We start from the raw sequence: 18,052 nt of genomic DNA, 5'->3' as shown, positions 1-18,052 counted from the left end.
GCGATGCCGCCATCAGGAAGCGCAAAAATGAACACTGCAACTTGCGCAGTCAACGGCGCCAACGATGAAAAATATCATTCTCTGCTTAAGCCCACTTTGCCACGGCGTCTCTGGCGGCGGACTTATTCCCTCACATTATCGTTGCTCTTAATTTTATTCGCATCATTCTCCTCAATGGCGGCAAATGATTTAAGTGAAGAACTTATTCATGAACGTAGTGATGCTGCGACAAAAATGGTGTTGGGAATTATCAGTTATTCGCGTTGGCCAGCCCCACAGCCAGTGATTCGTTTATGTGTCATTACCCCAACGAACTATGCTGAAGAACTCTTTAATCCGGCATTAATGCAAACCACGCATCCGATTAAAGTACAGCGTTATTCACTGCCCAATGCTGTGCTGGCAAGCAACTGTGACGTGGTTTATCTGGGCAACATAGAGGACAAACAACGGCAAGAACTGGCAGCTCAACTCTCTGGATACCCGGTTCTCACCATTAGCGAAAATTATGACAAATGCAGCTTGGGTAGTGCGTTTTGTCTGTTGCTGGAAGACAAGCAAGCCTCTTTCAAAGTCAATATGGATGCATTAGCACGCGCCGGGGTACGAGTTCATCCCAATGTGTTGCAACTTGCCCGTAAAAAGGCTGACGCGTTATGAGTTCAATAAAAAATAAATCTCTTGGCCGGATCAAAAATCAAGCCAATGCGGCAAAACTCCCCACACTCGGCCGCGTATTGGGCAGAATACATTTAACTGTGGCACTGGTCTCCGTAGCAACAGCCGGTATTTTCCTGACCTTAGTCGCCCTATTTGCTCTGCGGGTGTATGCCGACCATAACCTGCATTTGATCGCCCGCTCAATCAGCTATACCACTGAAGCCGCTGTTGTTTTTGGGGATACAGTTGTGGCGAGTGAGGCGCTTTCAATGATTGCCGCTAATGAAGAAGTCGCTGAAGCAAAGATTATGGACGCTAATGGCCGGATCATCGCTCAATGGACGCTACCCGACGACGGCCCAATACGCCAAGTGGAGCAAAGCCTCGCTCGCTGGGCATTACCCGACCCCGTGGTCTTGCCTATCATTCATGCGGGGAATGAAATCGGCAGCGTCGTTGTTGTCGGCCATGGCGGCGGCCTGCTGCGGTTTCTGCTGCAAGGATTAGCGGGCCTCTTGGTGTGTCTGCTCCTCAGCACCGCCGTGGCGTTATTCCTGTCACGCCGCATGCTCTTTGGCATTATTGGTTCGCTGAATCGAATTACTGAAGTCGCTCATAATGTCAGCCGCAACCGCAGCTTTGGCCAGCGTGTTCCATCGGCACAGATTGCAGAGCTAAATGAGTTAAGTCACGATTTTAATGGCTTACTGGAAGAGCTTGAAGTATGGCAAGAACATCTCACGAGAGAAAATGACTCACTCGCACACCGTGCAGCCCATGATAGCCTCACCGGTTTAGCAAACCGCGCCTTCTTTGAAGGGCGGTTAACGCGCACACTTAAAGATTGTCAATCTAACGAACACGCTGCGGTTTTATTCCTTGATGGTGACCGTTTTAAAGAGATCAATGACAGCTATGGCCATGCCGCAGGCGATGTGGTGCTCACCACTATTGCCGACCGAGTTCGCTCCTCATTGCGTGAGTCCGATTTAGTCGCCCGCCTCGGTGGTGATGAGTTTGCGGTGTTACTGGCACCGATTCATGACACTAATGATGTGCTCACTATCGCAGACAATATTATCGGAAGTATGACGCAACCTATCATGCTGCCTGATGGACGGGAGATCGTCACTTCACTCAGTATTGGTATTGCTATTTATCCTGATCACGCCCAAACGCCGGATGATTTATTGCACCGCGCGGATGAAGCTATGTATCAGGCAAAGAAAGGTTTCCGGCTCTGTGAGCGGGGAGTTGTTCATCAGTCGGGCTTTATTCCAGAAAGTACACACACAGAAAGTTTAGGGTAGATGACATGTTGGGTTTAAAAAGTAATCACCAAAAACATCCTCTTTGGATCAGCTTTTTCGCTCTTTGTTTGTTGGTGTTAGTGGGCTGTCAGGCCAAGCCGCACCAAGGGCTGACGCCAGAACAAATTGCAGCGCTACAGGAGCAAGGATTTAAATTAACGGATAATGGATGGGAGTTTGGGCTGGCTAATAAAGTGTTATTTGACAGTGATGTCAGGAAATTAAATGCCTCTGGCGTCGAGACGGTACAAAACATTGGCCGCTCCCTGCACCATGTGGGGATTAATCACCTGCGAGTCGATGGGCATACCGACGCGACGGGGGAAGACAGTTATAACCAACAGTTATCTTACCAACGAGCCGCCGCTGTTGCTGATGCTTTGGCGGGCATTGGTATCCCGCGAGCCAATATTGATGTGCGCGGCCGGGGTAAGTTAGAGCCAGTGGCCGATAATCGCACAGCCAAAGGCCGAGCAGAAAACCGCCGCGTGGCAATGATAGTCACCGCGCCTTAATCGCGACGAGCTGGTTGATGTAGAGTCAACAATCAGTCAATAATTCGAGTACACCAGCGCCGACAACACTCCGGCGATGGGAAAGATGACGGGTATAGTAAAACGGGCTACACTCCGCACCAGTACATCCTATAAAAACTGATCTAGAGAGGCTGAGGCAACGTGGCTCAATACGTCTATTCAGTGTTGAGTCTATGTATCACTACTCTGCACCTGCCTGCACAAGCGCGAAATATCAGCCATTTAACGCAACCCTCAAAAGCTTAGCTACGCACAAATCTACACGTATATGAAAATGTTTTGCCCCATTTTTGCCCCATGAATTAGCTGGCACAAAAAAAATAGACCGGGACATTAAGCCCGGTTTTGTATTTTAGGCTTCAGTTAAATCAGCCTCTGGTGATACTGGCCACTCGATATTAGGCGCGAGAGAAATATCGATGTTTTTCACCTTCACCCGATATTGTTTCCACGCCTTTAAGTCAGTGCGGAGTTTGTCCGGTACATCATCACCGTTCTCATCCAGACCCTCAATCTCATCAGACAATGCTTCAATCATGTCTGATGCGTGAGACATTAGTCTGACTTTTTCAGCGCTGGCAATAGCCACCTGCATATGTTTAATACTCTCGATATCTTCAACCGAAGGGCCTCCAGTTTCCGCCCATTTACCCCCTGACCACTCCCCCGTTTCATTATTCCTTGTCGCCCCTTGATATTGAGCGTTGTAATAGCCATTACCAACAAGGTCAGACGTCCAGTTGTCCGGTAGCTTCCCCTCTATATGGTCCACTTCAAAAAAACCGTCTTTGTCTAGTTGATTTAGTTTCATGGTCAGCCTTTTATTGCAATGGGATCAGAAAGGTGCCGGAGACTTCGCCTGTACCTTGGAATTGGGTTACGGAAATATTGCCATCCGTATTAACGATAAACCTCATAGGGTATAGACCCGCAGACGTGTCTCTCTGCCCAAATGGGGTGACGATATGTACTTGAGTCGGCCTATAACCCACCGGTAAGGTCCCCACTATGGAACCTGTAGCTACAGACGTTGCAAACAACGTGACTTTCAACTGCAGCATGCCAAGCACTTTTCTATATATCAGCGAGTAGCCTACAGCGGTTGACCATCCGCCAGCAGTCGTTAAACTTAACCATGGCGTATTGGCTATTCCACTTGCACCGAAAGCATCCGCAACTATTCCCAGCGCTGATTGAGCACCTGCTAATGTATTCTTACCAGTCCCGCCTTGTGTGATTTCTATAGCCTTGGTTAGCGCATTAAGCGCCGTAATATCTGCGTTTTCTCCATTTCCTGCCTTTCCAGATAAGCCATTCGTTAAATCATCTTGGCTAACCTTATTACTGATATCCTGAGACATTTGAGAAAGAGATGGAATTATCACCTCAGAACCATCAGGTGCAATAATAGTTACATCACCAATTCCGGTAGTTATATTCTGCCAATCCTGTAACAATCCTTGATATAACGCCAACTGAACCGCCGTCCTTCGAGCTAAATCAGACATTGAGTTAGATACAGTTGTGACAATGGCATAATCTGAATCAGTAATAGAAAAATCTAAACTGCTCGCTATTCTAATTTGCGTATCACTATCAACAGCTAATATTTCATATATAACAACCTGACCTGCGCCGGGAACGAAAATCATCTGTCCGGGAGCAATACCAAATATGGGATTATTCCATAATGTTCCGGTGCCGGTAATAATATTGGTTCCAGCCACGGACGTGACGCTACCTGCCTTATACCAAGACATAGTTATTTTCCTATTTTATTTTAAAAGTAAGTATCGGTATTTAAAACGGGTAAAGCTAACGGGCTATTACCGTATCTATTGTCACTCATTGGGACGCTATTTACATAAGCGCCTTGTCCCGCCGTTATGCTGGAACCAGACATGCGCATAGCTGTACGGTACCAGCCTTGATAGCCTCCACTCTGCTCACTTCCTGCTGGTAGTCCTCCAAGGCTAGGAAGAGGTATCATGGGCCTTGTTATGCCAGTATTTACCCATGTATTAGGTGTGGAACTTAGCTGTGTCGTGTTTGCCAGAATTAACGGTGCGTATCGAGAAGAGTATGTGCATTGTCCTGACGTATTAAAAATGGCAAGCCCCGCGGTGCCTGCGCTGGGCGGTGCAGGGAAAAAGCCTGTAGTGAAAACACAAACATTGGCAACCACAGAGCCGTTACTCGTCGAACCGGTAGAATTGATAGCAAAGCAATGAATGTTTTTATTGGGGGCATCGTATAGTAACGACACATTAGGATCTGCCCAGTTAGCAAACACAATAGCGTTTTCACGGTTGGGTATTCCCGCTGGGACTTGCCAATCTGACGATATGGTTACCTGCCCCCTCCATGTGCAAAAACCTAATGCAGTAGCATCAGTGATTGCCATAAAATTGGTTGAATTTTGCAAGAATAACCCATAAGAGCCAAACGCTGGAGATGTTGGGATTTCAAAAGCTGAAAAAGTCGCCCATCCCATATTATTATTTGAAGTCGTAAAGGTTATGCGGTTACCCGACATAGAGTAACCGGTAACATACCAGGCATATGCCGAGGCAGTGCCTGCCGGGGTAGTCACCCCACCAAAAGAAGTCGGGACTAAATATAATTGCCCTCCCGTATATCCATTCAATACAATTGATGGGGGGTTACCTGTTCCCAGTGTGTCATAGTTACCAAGAAATCTAAGTAACCGTGTTCCAGATGTCATATAGACACCCTTCCCCCCATCGCTAGGGGAAACATATAGAATAGGTTCAGCCATTAGAAATAACCCACTTGCACAGCAATTTGTCCATTAGCGTGATATGTTTTCTGGCCTCGATAATCTAATATAGTACGAATTCCATTCGTTGTATTATCCATGATTATATTACCCCTGAGATTGACATTATTAAATTCAGCATTGCCGTTTTTAAAATCAAGATGCAAACCGGATATACCTTGGACATAATTATCAGAATCCAAAGTGTCTGTTATTTTCCCTCGACCAATAGATGCCTTTGCAATAAATGCATCATTCATAAAAACTTGACCATTTACCACTGCAAAAGGCGAAAATAAATTACCCGCTGGCCCCGAGAGCAATATAAATTGATCAGCAGTAAAACCAATTGATGATTTAGCTACTCCATTAATAAACTCCGCACCAATTACCATGCCAGCATTGACTAAATTACCGTTATAGTTAATTCCCGCCCGTAGGCTGTAAGTCGCACTTGCCCCGTCACTATCAACCACTGCTGTTAACTTTTCATCAATAGCAGCAGTTTGATCTTCAAAAGTCGCGGTTACCAATGTTTCAAACTCAGCGAATGCCCGTTCAGCATCAGCAACAGTGGTCGTTAAGTGGATAACTCCTGCTCTATTCTCTCCGTATTGCGCCCATTGTTGTACGATGCCAGCATCATTCGCGACAGCGTTCTCCAGAATCGCCTCAGCGCTCATGAAATCATTATTAAATAACTGCTGTCCCGCCACAGTGTTACTGATGAAATCATCACCAATAGCTTCGAGAATAGCGCTCGTGTCGGTACTCGACATGCCACGAACCCAATCTATCCACGGCGACTGATTACCGGATTTATCCACGATCCGTGCACGGAACCAAAACACTTGCCCCGCCCTTAATCCCTGCATGGTGTAGTTTCTTTGCGGATGCGGTACATCACTCAACAGCATGGCGTCAGTGCCATCGGCAGACAGGCTATATTCAATCTCGGTTTTTAACGCATCTTCAGCCCCTTCCGGATAACCCCAGCTAAGAGTAATACCAAAGAGAATACCGGTTGCAGCAAAGCCAACAGGCATGGGAGGATTCCCCTCTTTGCCGTTTAAGGCTGTTTCAGTGGCGTTGGCCCAGATACTCGATATCTCAGCCGCATTGATAGCCCTGACTCTGCACTGATAGCGCCCGGCGTAAATACCCGTAACATCAAAGCTACGTGTAGACGTGCGCGGGGCAGCGATCCAGTTGCCATTATCGCGCCGCCACTCGGCCTCGTAAGCAATTTCACTTTCAGCGGCATCCCATTCTACATGCAAGGTGGTGACAGCAAGCCCTTGGGCTATTGCAGAAAAACTGGTTATTTCAATGTTTTTTGGTGGCGGCTGAACACCAGGTGGGATGACGCTAATCGGGCGATCTTCAATAATTGCGCCGCTTTCTATCTTGGCCCATTTATTTTCATCGTACTCAATAGCATTAATTTCATAGGCTATTTCCTTCTCGGTTGATGCGTCCTTGATGCCAACAACGCGATAGAGCTGTACCGCCAGCTCATCGGCATCAACACTCCAGGCACATTCAGCGGCAGGTAATTCACTGTATGCAACACTAACAGTGACCACTTTATCATTCACTGATTGCACCGTTCTTGCCTGCGCCACCCCACTCGGAAGGTTAACAATAAGGCGATCCCCTAGCTTTGCGTCAGGCTTGCGATCAAGGGTAACATTGCGCCCGACTGCGCTGCTTATGCGCCCTCCAAGCACTCGCCCAGCCAATAGCTGATCGGCAACCCCAACAACCCAACCCGGCAAGGGAATGCGGCCCTCAAGCCCCACTGTGAACGAAACCGCCCTATCCTTTTCATTGGTATAGAGAACCCACTTGCCTCGGCGAATGGCTTCGCTTCGGCGTGTGCAGCCTATGGCTGTTATATCTGCGTTTAAAGTACCGTATCGCCTTACAAGGCTCCTAACCACTACCGGCTCAATATCATCCTGATAGCGATTGTCAGGATTTGAATATGACACCATAGCCTGGCTGTAATGGGTTCGCTCACTGGCAGAGCTATACTGAAAACCATCTTTCACATTAGCGCGAGAGTAAACCATATCAACTGGACGGCTCATATCGGCCAGCGCTCTGATCTCGCCGCCAGCCCAATAGAACATGCCAGAAAATATACTAATGATATCGCTCAGGACATTGATTGCATCCTCTTGCCCTTGGATATAAACATCACATAGGTGGCGAGGCTCGGTACCACCACGGCCATCAGGCACAAGCTGATCGCAATATTTAGCTATCTCGTACAATTCCCATTTTGAGGTTGAGAGATTATTTGCCTTAATCCATTGCCCCAGCCCATATTCTTCATTGATGCAGAGGTCATAGAAAATCCAGGCGGGGTTATTGGTCCATGCCCATTTAAATGTGCCATCCCAAACACCGGAATAAGTTCTGTTAATAGGATCATAATTTGATGGGACGCGAATTATGTCCATTTTAGGTTTGCACGTTATTGTTGGGATGTTCTGGAACTGCTTTGCATCAAACTGGATATACAGCAACGCCAGATTCGGGTAGCGCAATTTGGCGTCAACAATTTCGACGACAGCATCAACCAACATCCGATCAGCAACCCGAGCAGTATTTGTCGTGTTTGGGGTTATCCTCCGAACACGGAGCTGCCAACCCTCTGTTGAAGTAGGTAAATCAATACGGTGAGAGCGTGGGTACCCCGTTGTTGATTTACCATCAACAGCAGACCGCAAAACCTCATTGTAAGCCCCACCACCAGTTGCTAAATCAATCGCATACTCAACTCGGTATCCAACAATGTCGCCATTATCCAATTGTTGCTGCAATGCGGGCCATGATAGGCGAACACGCACGGCAGAGAGGTCAGTATTGGTGATTGCCTTCACCCAAGGAGTTTCATATTTCAGCTCAATACCCACAGCGATATCATTTTGAACATCTGGCATTCCCTGAATATAAGTTTGATGCTGAGTCCCTGGGCGGAACTCCCACTGCACACCAGGGAAGTTGACGCTACCATCAGCATTACCAATGGGAGTGCCATCAAGAAAAATTCGGGTATTATCCAGCCCACCAACCCACTCACCATGGCCCAATACCAGCAACATTTTTGCAAAAGAAGTAGCGATTAATGAATCTGGTGATTCAACCGGAGTGTGGCTGTCTGAACTACCCGCCTTTTTACCCACAATTGCCGACATACTTTTCTCCAGGCGAAAAAAAACCGCCCGGAGGCGGTTCAATATTAAAGTTAGTAGTTACATTTGATCTTCGGTATAGATACCGGCTGAAATGATGGCACCGCCGATAATTCGCTCGCCGTAACCAATCGGAATCGGGTTTCCTTGCGCCACTGTGTTCACTGGCCCACCAAATGCATAGCTTGGGGTGTTCTCTGCTGATTGCCGAGTTGCCAGCCCGCCCTGTTGCGGTGATAACATTTGCATAACCCCGCCAAGCGCCATTGATGCACCAGCCATTAACATACCTTTGGCAAATCCAGCAGACATTAAAGCCGCCGTTGGGTTCCAAAAGGTTGCAGCAATGAGTACTGCACCCAATATCGTTTGAAACAGCCCAGCTTTCTTGCTACCGATATAAACAGGCACTATACGGATGGGGGCATTCCCACCAAGGGATAATTCATTTTCATCAATATTGCGTTTGCCATTAAAAACAGCAAATGTAAGCCCTCTTGATTCACTGTCTAATAGGAATTGCTTAAAACCTTTAATTTGTAACCTTAAGGCTTGTATTGCCTCTGCTGGGCTTGATACTTCCCAGTTATACGCTCTGCCAAATTTTTTGCCTAAAATCCCACCTAACTCTATTTTTCTACGCATTCGCCCCCCCCATAAAGCAGAAAACCCGCCGAGGCGGGTCATTTCAATTAACTAAATCGTTATATAAAATATCTTCTTTAAAGTAACCGTCATTCTGGCACACTTTAAATAAGACCGAATCATCACTCACGCCTTTGCTTCCCTGCCCTATCTGACCTAAAGCACCCGCACCAGTAATTTGTCCTATACTGGTTGGGGCGATGGTTTTACCCTGACTATTCTTTGTAATAAAACTTTGGAATACAACCCAGTCGGAGTAACCACCATATGAGTTTTTAGCTTTAACAAGTCCACAATATAACTGCCTGCTCTCTCCATTGAGAGAAGTTATGATATTACTCATTAACAGTTTTGCGCTATCTGGGTCTTTAAGGCCCCTTTTAACCCAGGCCTCTATTACGCTGGATTCTTCATTTGTTAATACTCGCGACTCAATAATTGGCTCTTTTATTGTCTCCGCTTTCTTTGCTGCCAATAATGCTGATGGGAACGCTATCATGAGCAATGCAGTGATACATATCTTCTTCATGTTGTGTCCTGCCGAATAAGTTTATATCAATCATAACATTAGTAAATTATGCCGCAACTTTACTGTTGTCCTGTCTTGATAATACCCACCAAAGGGTACCCGCTTACTCATGTGCCCATACATATGATGAATCATCATCCCATCACCGATATAGATTGCTGCATGGTTCGGGACTGGTGCGCTTACTTGCATAATAATGACATCACCAGGTAATAACTCGCCGCCAACCTCCACAAAACCCGCACTGTAGTAATTATCCATGTACAAATTTTCGGTCCCGGATTCCCACCAGCAAGGTGAGCGCTCAAAGTTGGGGATATTAATATCTCGCTCCAACTTGAACCAGTCGCGAATAATACTGAAGCAGTCCCACACCCCATGCACGAACGGACGCCCCTCGAGTGGGCGCAGCCCTATAACCGGTTCAACTATTCGTAAGTCACCTTCCGGCCAACTGACAATAACCCAGGGTAGCTCAGACATATCACATTGCGCGTGATCAACGTTGCTGGGTTGAGTCGTTGCATCCGGGTGGCTGTGAACAATATGGGTGACACGCCCCCAATCTTCGGCGGTGGCGTAGTCTTCCGGGTGCAAAATGAAATTATCGCGTGGCTCAGTGGACTGATTGCGGCACGGAAAGTATTTTTCCGTTCGGCCATTGCGACAAATTAAACCACAAGCCTCTCGGGGGTAGTCTTTTTCAGCATGCGCAAAAATCGCTGAATGGGTTTTCTTCTGCATGCTTATCTCCTTAAGAGTGATGAGCCTGGCTCAGCGCCATAAGGCAAAGGTTCAGCGCCATGGCGTAGTTTGCAGGCCCGAAGTGATCCACTGCATTCGTCACGACTCGGATCATCCGTTGGATTATCATCTTCATCAAAATACAGCGATCCAGCATAGTCGCAGCCTCGCCCCGTTCGATACCAACCGCGCATACAATGACGGCAAACGCTTCCTTGAATTTGCTCTCGGGGAATTTTAATCCCTTGTAAATTGTAAGGACCGGATAAATCGAACTGGATACCATCAGTTCCCTCTCCAGATTTGCGGTCGATGAAGTAGACATAAAGAGTTTCATCATCGGGACTAGCTGATGCGTTGCCCTCTAAAAAATTTCGGGCATCAAGATAATGAGAAAAGGTTTTGTGTACCTTAATTTTGGCCTGTGCCAGATCTTGATATGCGAGGCACATCGCACTAATTGTGCCGTCGATGTTTCCTACTTTGAGTGAAGGTCTGGGGGCCGTTCCGTCTCCAGCGATTTCTATTCCCGTCAACTCTACCGGCCAAGGTAGATACTCAACCCCTTGCCACCAGATAGATTTAACAGGAAGCTTGGTTATATCCCCGTCTGCCGCGCGTAATTCTTGAGAGGTGTACGGTATTTTATGATTATGGAAAAAAAGTTCAGGACCATTAAAGTCTGAGCAATCAACCGCATAAAGCCAAACCTCGTTGCCGGGGTCTAGCGTTTGATAATCGTGTTTTATACCCATATTAAACCTTACGGATGATAAGCAATTTCGAGGGGAATGTTGAGCTGAAACATCGGGTTACCGGCTGAGTTTTTACCTTTTGCTGTCGGGTCATATGCCTTGCAAACATAAAGACCAAGCTCGCCCATGGGGTTAGTCCATTCAAAAGCGGTGTGTCCCTGATGTTCATCCAGAAAATCGAGGATTGGCTTGATGTAGTCCCAATCCCCAATAAACTGAAGTGTCCATTCCGTTGACTTGGTGTTTATTCCATCTCCGGCTCGCTGGATATAGCCATCGCCAAACTGTATTTCCCTAGTTCGAAATTGAGTTTGAGCTGTAGCATCTACGCGAGGGCAAAAAGTGAACGTTTTAATCACTATCTACCTCCTTGAATGGCATTTGTGATTGCACCACGCTGCCCCAGATCTTTCTCCAGCAACTCACGATATTTGACTTCAACAAATCGCCCAATATCGCTGCCCAACTGCTCCATGCCTTGGCTGCTTTGTGTGGAGGTATTGCCGTTGCCATCGATGGTGATATAAACCTGTGGCGCTGCTGAACCACCGGAAGAACTAGTCGGCATATTGCTACTGACCGCCCTTACACCGAGCGAACCATCAGCGGAGCGGGTGAGTGGCATAATCGCCTCTGGCCCCGCCTCGCCCATCACACCAGCCCCTTTTGCAAAAGCAAAAAAGGTCGGTGAACTAACAACCTGACCGCTATAGGCGCTCAAGCTGGGTGAATCATAAACACCGCCTTTGGCATTAAATGACAACCCGCTATAAGCGCCGCCCGAGAATGCATTACTGGCAGACCCCGCCGCGCCACTTGCGCCGCCCATGAATCCACCTAAAAGCCCACCCGACACGCCCGTAATCGTCTGCATGATCGTACTGGTGATCAGGGCTTGCGCGGCCATATCAACAAGGTTTTTGATAATCGATTGAGACAGTGAGGCAAATAAATTAGACATTGCCTCTTTCGTGGACTGCGTGCCATTTACTAGCCCCGTCAGCATATTAGTGAGCCGGTCTTGTGAGTCCTGAAACAGATCAACAGCCATGCGTTGCAGATCGCCTTGCGAGGCAAATAATTGCAGAGACGCTTGGTACTGTTGTTCACGGGTTTCCGTCTCGGAAGCAAGAATAAGCTGGTTTTTTCGCTGTTCGGTGATAACACCTGCCGCGGCATAAGTCTCGATAAGTGCCTGACGCTTTGCCAGTTGGTTACTGAGATTTTGAACGGGATCGACATTACCGGCCAACTCATCATTGGCGCTGACAGCGTAACGTTGGTTAGCATCTGCCAAAGCCGCCAGATAGTCCGTGTGGATCTGCTGTTTACGCCGAGAAAGCTCTTCGGCGCTTTGTATTTCACCGCTAGCAACCTGCCGTTGAAGCTGCTCTTGCGCCTGACGCTGAGATTCTGCGGCGCTGCGGTAAGGATCTGACGCAATAGCGGCGTTGTGGTCCTCCCAGCGCTGTTTTGACTCCGCGAGGGTTTTATTCAGCCGTTCCAGTTCTACACGTTGTGTATCAGTGTATTTCGCGCCAGTTTCAATCGATGCTGCAAATAATGACGCGGCCGTTTCACCTTGCTTGAGTCGAACTGACTCAACCTGAATCTCTTTATTCAGATTGGCAATGGCTTGTTCATAGGCTTTTGTTGCGCTTTCAGCCGTTTTTGTTGCACTGGCGGCTTTGCTTTTCGCCTGCTCATTCGCTTTGTTCTGCTCAGATTGATCGTAGTTTCTGAGTTCGCCGCTGACGAATTTCGATACCTCTTTCGGATCAGTAATTTTGAGCCGTTCAGCTTCTTGTCTGGCTATTTCTGTCGCCTGCGCCCTGCCCGACAGCTTTAATATTGCCAGCTTATCGTCCTGCACCTTTTGCGCGTTTTTAAGCTCTTCGCTGACGGGCAGAATCAGACTAGTTGAGTTAAAAGCGGTTTTGGCTTGGGTAGCAATATTCAGAGAACTGGTAAAATTAGCCATCATTCCGGCCGCAATCCCCACCTCGACATTTTCCAGCTTGAAAATCCCAACACCTTCTTTAAGCGTCCCATTTAACTGACCGCTTAAAACATTCGCTCCATTGACTGCGCGGCTTTTATTGTCCTGCGCATCCGTCAATTCTTTGAGCGCTATCGCCTGATTATTCAGAGAGATATTCAGTTCTTCATTGGCTTGCTTCCCAATAGTTGAACCTTCTCCCCATAAATAAATTTGACGGCGATTTCGCTCAACGGCTTCTGTCGCTTTGTCATAATTCTTTTGCGCATCAGCAACAACAGAAGAGAGCGCCGGTAATGAGTTATTCAGCTTGCCGATCTCAGCCGCTAACTGAACATTCCCCATTTCCCGCATTTTATCAATCAGTCCACCGACACCACCCGCTAGCTCTGTCGCTGAACGTTTGGCTTGTTCTGATTTTTCATAGAAATAATAAACTGCGCCAGCAGCCAGCATAGCGGCCCCAACGGGACCACCAATTAAGCCCAGCGCCTTACTCGCCAGTCCGGAGGCAACATTCAACCGCTTTTGTGCCTCACTGAGTGCATCCGTTGCTGCCGCTTCTGCGCGGGATGCAGCGGCTACTGCAGCAGAGTTAACAGCCAGTTGTGCACGAATAACCGTACGGGCCTTTTCGGTTTGCGCCAACTGTAACTGAGCAACCAGCGAACGCTGTGCGGCAACCGCCGATTCTCGCTCCGTCCGGATCTGTAACAATGACGCCTGAACACCTTCAACCTGCGCCGCTGCAAGAGCGAGTTGTGATCGTGTTGTATTAATGACTTCTTTAGCGGCTGTCCTTACGCTATCAGCCATACCACCAAAGTAACGCGCCAGTCCAAGCCCCACCAAGCCGGTACCGGCTGCAACCAATACATCAATATTATCTGCCGCTGTGCCAATCACACCGGAAATTGCCGCTGTCACACCCATTGCACTATTGGCATCACCGATATAGGCTTTCCAATGATTTGACAGCTTGGTGATGGCATCCCCGACTGTGGTCGGCATAGCCTCAGCAAGTTCGGCGTTACGGTCTTTTGCCGCTATCACCGCCTTGGAAAAGGTATCCATTGATAACTTTCCAGCCGCGCCAAGTTTTTTCACTTCAAGCTCGGTGGTACCTAAATAACGGGCAATATCACCGATAACGGTCGGCATAATCTCCATGACGGCATGCCACTGGTCACCCGCCATCTTGCCATTTACCATGGATTTAGACAGGGCATTAATCGCGCTTTCGCCCTTTTCAGCACTGGCGGCATTGATGGTTAGGGCGCTGGAAATTGAATCAATAAAATCAATGGTACTGGCCGTGGAGAAACCCAGCTCTTTCATGGAGTTGGCACTGCGAATATACAGCTCGGATTGCTCTTCGATACTTTTATAAGTTCGGTCGCTAATCTCCATTAAGCGTTGCTGAACGCTGTTGTATTCCTCCTGTGAACCGGTCGCCATTTTGATGCGGGATGATATTTGCCCGTATTGGTCTGCCGTGCTGATAAGGCTACCTACTGCAAATGCCCCGGCAAACATGCCCACCATGCCACTAGCAGACTCTTTCACTGTGACCAGTTCGTTATTAAGTTCTGCTAATGCCCGTTTGCTCTGGCGTGTCGCCGCTTCTGCCTTGCGCGAGCCTCCTTCTATCGTCTTATAATATTCAGATCCCAAACGAGAGGCTTTTGCAATCTCGGTTTGAAATGAACTTGAATTAGCCGACAGGTTGACGATTAGATCACCCAGAACTGTCATAGTTCCTCCCAGAAACCCGCCGAAGCGGGTGAATTACTCAGCCAACTGACCTAAAAACGCTTCAAGTTCTGATCCGTCATCGTTTTCCGACCCACCCCAGCCCAACAAAACATCTTTAATGCTGAGCGGGTTCTTCCCCCCTTGTGCGTTATAGGTCGCTGCCGTGATTTGTGCTGCTTGAAAGTCGCCCCGTTCATCACCGATGGGGCTAATACGGTCATATGCAGCCCATAAGCGAAGTTCGCTCATACCAATTGTTTGCTTGAGTTCACCCAGCGTCCTGCCCAAACGCAGTGCGAGTTTCATCATGAATTGGATACCGGGTTCTATAACTTTTTTTCAGCATCCTCTGGAGACGTTGCCAGCCCCATTGCGATCCTAAGAAGACGGGCATGTACCGGGCCATAAAATGAAATGACTTTTTCCAATTCATTCACTGCAAAAACCGGTTGCAGATCTTCGTCTAATAGAACATCAATGAACATCACCGCATCGGCACGAATATTGCGCTGAGTTTCCTCTGAGATGGAAAGTTGAACTTCATTTTCCCCTGCTTTTGTTTCCGGTGATGCCATAATCTCGCGCCACCGCCCCCAGCCCTCTAAAGAGGGTTCTCGTAGCACAACGCTTGCTCCATCCCACTCGCTGACGGGTACACTTTTAGTGCGAAATCCAGCATGTGCCGAAGACACCAGTGATTTGAGATCAAATTTCTTTTTGGCTGACATGTTTTAGCACCCTCTCATTAAACGGTGACGTTAGCTGTGTAAGTGGCGGTTTTGCCGCCATCGGAAGTCGTCACCGTAATATTGGCTGATCCCGCCGTTGCTCCAGAGGGTGCTGATACCGTTACCGACATACCCGTTGCCGTAGCTGTTGCTCGGGCCGGAACGGATGAGAGTAGAGTGAAACCCTTGTTTGTGGCATTTGATGGAGAAATATTGACGTTAAATGTCGCTGTTCCACCGGCAACCACACTGCCACTGGTTGGGGTAAGCGTTAAGCCGGTGACAGGAACAATATCGGAGGCCATAATTCGAACAGGCTTACCGATGATACGTAGCGTGTAAGAAGAAGAAACCACACCGGAAGTCCCCGCACTCCAACTGTTTTGACGAACCTCGGCAAGATAGGCGAATCCATTACCTGACGGGAAGACAACTTTGATAGCGCGTCGCTCATTCGTTTCATAGGCTTCCATCAACGATTCCTGAGCCAATTCTCCAGCACTCCAGTTTCGGTTAATGCTCATTTCTGCAGGAGATGAAAGCCCATTAGTCATCTCTTTTTCGGTCGAGCAAAGTGTTGTAACTTCAATATCATCTTTCTGCCCCCCGGTGAAACTGAGTTCTTTTGTTGAGCACGATGCTGATAACCAAGTTGCACCTACTGGGTTTGCTTCAGTCGCTGCCTCAGCAGAAACACTGAATACTGTACCCTGCGTTTTTTCATAAATACTGGTCATATTTTGCTCCAGACATAAAAAAACCCGCGCGGCGGCGGGTATGTACGATAAGAAAAGGCGTTATTTGAAGTACGACAGCGTGTAAGTGATATCCGACGAACCCCACGTAATCGCTTCATCGTCGCGTTGATAGTCGTAGCCTAACGGGGAAAGACTTTCTATCTGTTCGTATAACGCTGGGATATCCCCCATCACGGGGTAAATGTTGTTTTCCATCCACTCATCCAGTGCTGAATCGGGGCTTTTTGCTTTTAAAAAAACCTCCACATGCAAAACTGAACGCCAGTGGTCGCCGTCGATATACTCCCCCGTTGACTCTGAATCAGTCAGATAAACGGCGACGGCCGGTAGGTCTGTGACATCAAGAAATACCGGCCGGCCGTCAAAAAAAGTGACATCTGGCGCGGTAATCGATGCTTTCAGTGCATCCAGTACGGCTTTACGTATTGCGGTATTTCTGTTCATCGTTTGATCACCAGTCGTAATTGATTACTCAACGCAGCAGCCAACTCTTTTGGCATATCATTCATCAGTAGGGATTTCGTTTGGTTGTGAAATGCCTGAGTGAGTGGTGCAGCCATTGGGATTTTGATGACTTCAATCGGATAACGCGCCTTTGACGTTCTACGCATCACTTGCCATCGCCCATTGCTGAGCTGTTGCACAAATCCCCCCGGAAAAGAGAATCGGCCCACTTTTAATACGCTGTCTGCACCACCTTTACCGTTACGACGAGATATCTGCAGACGTACAGGGCCAAGATTGATAACAGGCAAATCTCCCCGCTTAACACGGATCGTCGCAATGGGGCGACTCGGACTGGCTTTTTTCAGTCGGGTACGCCCTCGGACCAACTTTAACGGGACACGTGTACTCTTTGAAACTTGCGACGCACTGCGGCTAATGGCTCGACCGGCGACACGGTTCACCGCTTGCGAGGTGGCCCGAGGCACCGCCGTTTTACTGAGCGCGGAAAGGTTACTGATGAGCTGATCTAAACCTTGAACGGTCATGGTACCTCCCGTTACTCCAACCAGATTTGGGGCTTTCCATTAAAAGACTGATGGCGGGTGACGATGTAGGATTGACCTTCCCAAATCACCTGATCATTGCGGCGTGGGGAATAATCTGATGAGAAGATAACCAGTGAAATACCGTCCCCCGTCACCGGTCCCATTTCGGGGATGAGATGACTTTCAACGGCAATATACTCAACTTCATTGATGAGTACCGGTTTACCCATCCGTTCCACTGTCGCCTGATCCATTCTCACTACCAGCCGTTCAAAGGCGTTAGCCATTGATTTTTACCGCAATCACTGCCTCGCTAGCGGCAGCAGCAGCCCAGGCACAACCCGCCGCAACTGCGTCAGCAGACGCAAGTTGGACCTTACCCGCTTTCAGGAAAACCTTTTTCCCGGCTGGAATGACATCAGCAGCTAACTTAGGCAATAGAAAAACCCCTTCGGCCATGCCGTCGCCGGTGACTGTAGGGCTAATATCAACCAGCGCCACAGCAATAATATCGCCAATCACTACCGGATCGCCGCTTGAGATAATCTCTACACCCGAATTCGTGATTGGGATGGTCTTACCTTCCTGAATAAAATTAGTAGCCATAAAATCTCCATACAGCCCCGAAGGGCTGAATTTTAGGTATAAAAAAAGCCCTA

General features: G+C 48.1%; 20 protein-coding genes. 3 read left to right on the top strand and 17 right to left on the bottom strand.

All coding sequences use genetic code 11. The features are described from left to right. Positions 1-27 precede the first annotated feature (27 nt). Genes yfiR through yfiB form a run of 3 tightly spaced genes read left to right on the top strand, consistent with a single transcriptional unit; the run spans position 28 to position 2,485 of the window. Positions 28-660, top strand: a complete 633-nt coding sequence (yfiR, locus tag D5F51_RS03530; protein ID WP_129195627.1) for a regulatory sequestration protein YfiR — start codon at positions 28-30, stop codon at positions 658-660. Beyond that, positions 657-1,970: a diguanylate cyclase DgcN/YfiN gene (gene dgcN, locus D5F51_RS03525; protein ID WP_162301678.1), complete on the top strand. Its 1,314-nt coding sequence runs from the start codon at positions 657-659 to the stop codon at positions 1,968-1,970. Before yfiR ends, dgcN begins: the two co-directional genes overlap by 4 nt. A gap of 5 nt (positions 1,971-1,975) precedes the next feature. Then, complete coding sequence (gene yfiB / locus D5F51_RS03520) at positions 1,976-2,485, top strand: outer membrane lipoprotein YfiB (RefSeq protein ID WP_025379580.1); 510 nt, start codon at positions 1,976-1,978, stop codon at positions 2,483-2,485. Between the two features lie 373 nt (positions 2,486-2,858). Here yfiB and D5F51_RS03515 read toward each other — a convergent pair whose 3' ends face one another. From D5F51_RS03515 to D5F51_RS03435, 17 genes are read right to left on the bottom strand one after another with little or no spacing between them, the layout of a single operon-like run. After that, on the bottom strand, positions 2,859-3,317 hold the full coding sequence (locus D5F51_RS03515) for a tail fiber assembly protein (protein WP_129195626.1): 459 nt from the start codon (positions 3,315-3,317) through the stop codon (positions 2,859-2,861). Positions 3,318-3,327: 10 nt separating this feature from the next. Then, positions 3,328-4,266 carry a hypothetical protein gene (locus D5F51_RS22695; protein ID WP_245994879.1) on the bottom strand — a complete coding sequence of 313 codons (939 nt, stop codon included), beginning with the start codon at positions 4,264-4,266 and terminating at the stop codon, positions 3,328-3,330. A gap of 20 nt (positions 4,267-4,286) precedes the next feature. Then, entirely contained in the window at positions 4,287-5,285 is a 999-nt protein-coding gene (locus tag D5F51_RS22570) for a DUF6453 family protein (RefSeq protein WP_129195625.1), read from the bottom strand. Further along, complete coding sequence (locus D5F51_RS03500) at positions 5,285-8,491, bottom strand: TipJ family phage tail tip protein (RefSeq protein WP_129195624.1); 3,207 nt, start codon at positions 8,489-8,491, stop codon at positions 5,285-5,287. The genes D5F51_RS22570 and D5F51_RS03500 overlap by 1 nt, the downstream gene beginning before the upstream one ends. A 57-nt stretch (positions 8,492-8,548) precedes the next feature. Beyond that, complete coding sequence (locus D5F51_RS03495; RefSeq protein WP_245994877.1) at positions 8,549-9,133, bottom strand: tail assembly protein; 585 nt, start codon at positions 9,131-9,133, stop codon at positions 8,549-8,551. 43 nt (positions 9,134-9,176) lie between these two features. Next, positions 9,177-9,662 (bottom strand): hypothetical protein, encoded by a 486-nt coding sequence (locus D5F51_RS03490; RefSeq protein ID WP_129195622.1) that lies wholly within the window; start codon positions 9,660-9,662, stop codon positions 9,177-9,179. 30 nt (positions 9,663-9,692) lie between these two features. Beyond that, the gene (locus tag D5F51_RS03485; RefSeq protein WP_129195621.1) at positions 9,693-10,406 is read right to left on the bottom strand and encodes a C40 family peptidase; all 714 of its coding nucleotides are present in this window, start codon (positions 10,404-10,406) and stop codon (positions 9,693-9,695) included. 2 nt (positions 10,407-10,408) lie between these two features. Continuing rightward, a complete protein-coding gene (locus D5F51_RS03480; RefSeq protein WP_129195620.1) occupies positions 10,409-11,161 on the bottom strand; it encodes a phage minor tail protein L in 753 nt (250 codons plus the stop codon). Between the two features lie 8 nt (positions 11,162-11,169). Beyond that, positions 11,170-11,520 (bottom strand): phage tail protein, encoded by a 351-nt coding sequence (locus D5F51_RS03475; protein ID WP_425471850.1) that lies wholly within the window; start codon positions 11,518-11,520, stop codon positions 11,170-11,172. Further along, positions 11,520-14,915 carry a tape measure protein gene (locus tag D5F51_RS03470; protein WP_129195618.1) on the bottom strand — a complete coding sequence of 1,132 codons (3,396 nt, stop codon included), beginning with the start codon at positions 14,913-14,915 and terminating at the stop codon, positions 11,520-11,522. Before D5F51_RS03470 ends, D5F51_RS03475 begins: the two co-directional genes overlap by 1 nt. A gap of 33 nt (positions 14,916-14,948) precedes the next feature. After that, a complete protein-coding gene (locus D5F51_RS03465; RefSeq protein ID WP_167480533.1) occupies positions 14,949-15,221 on the bottom strand; it encodes a phage tail assembly protein T in 273 nt (90 codons plus the stop codon). Positions 15,222-15,241: 20 nt separating this feature from the next. Beyond that, entirely contained in the window at positions 15,242-15,643 is a 402-nt protein-coding gene (locus D5F51_RS03460; protein ID WP_129195617.1) for a phage tail assembly chaperone, read from the bottom strand. A 17-nt stretch (positions 15,644-15,660) separates the two neighbouring features. Continuing rightward, positions 15,661-16,380, bottom strand: coding sequence for a phage tail tube protein (locus tag D5F51_RS22965; protein WP_129195616.1), 720 nt, complete (start codon positions 16,378-16,380; stop codon positions 15,661-15,663). Between the two features lie 60 nt (positions 16,381-16,440). Beyond that, positions 16,441-16,845: a phage tail terminator protein gene (gpU, locus tag D5F51_RS03450; RefSeq protein ID WP_129195615.1), complete on the bottom strand. Its 405-nt coding sequence runs from the start codon at positions 16,843-16,845 to the stop codon at positions 16,441-16,443. Continuing rightward, entirely contained in the window at positions 16,842-17,393 is a 552-nt protein-coding gene (locus D5F51_RS03445) for a phage tail protein (protein WP_129195614.1), read from the bottom strand. Before D5F51_RS03445 ends, gpU begins: the two co-directional genes overlap by 4 nt. Positions 17,394-17,404: 11 nt before the next feature. Further along, a complete protein-coding gene (locus D5F51_RS03440) occupies positions 17,405-17,680 on the bottom strand; it encodes a DNA breaking-rejoining protein (RefSeq protein WP_129195613.1) in 276 nt (91 codons plus the stop codon). Further along, complete coding sequence (locus D5F51_RS03435; RefSeq protein ID WP_129195612.1) at positions 17,673-17,999, bottom strand: DUF2190 family protein; 327 nt, start codon at positions 17,997-17,999, stop codon at positions 17,673-17,675. The genes D5F51_RS03440 and D5F51_RS03435 overlap by 8 nt, the downstream gene beginning before the upstream one ends. Positions 18,000-18,052: the final 53 nt, after the last annotated feature.

This window comes from Yersinia hibernica (assembly GCF_004124235.1).
Lineage (GTDB): Bacteria > Pseudomonadota > Gammaproteobacteria > Enterobacterales > Enterobacteriaceae > Yersinia > Yersinia hibernica.
This window is presented reverse-complemented; position numbering and strand designations above follow the sequence as displayed.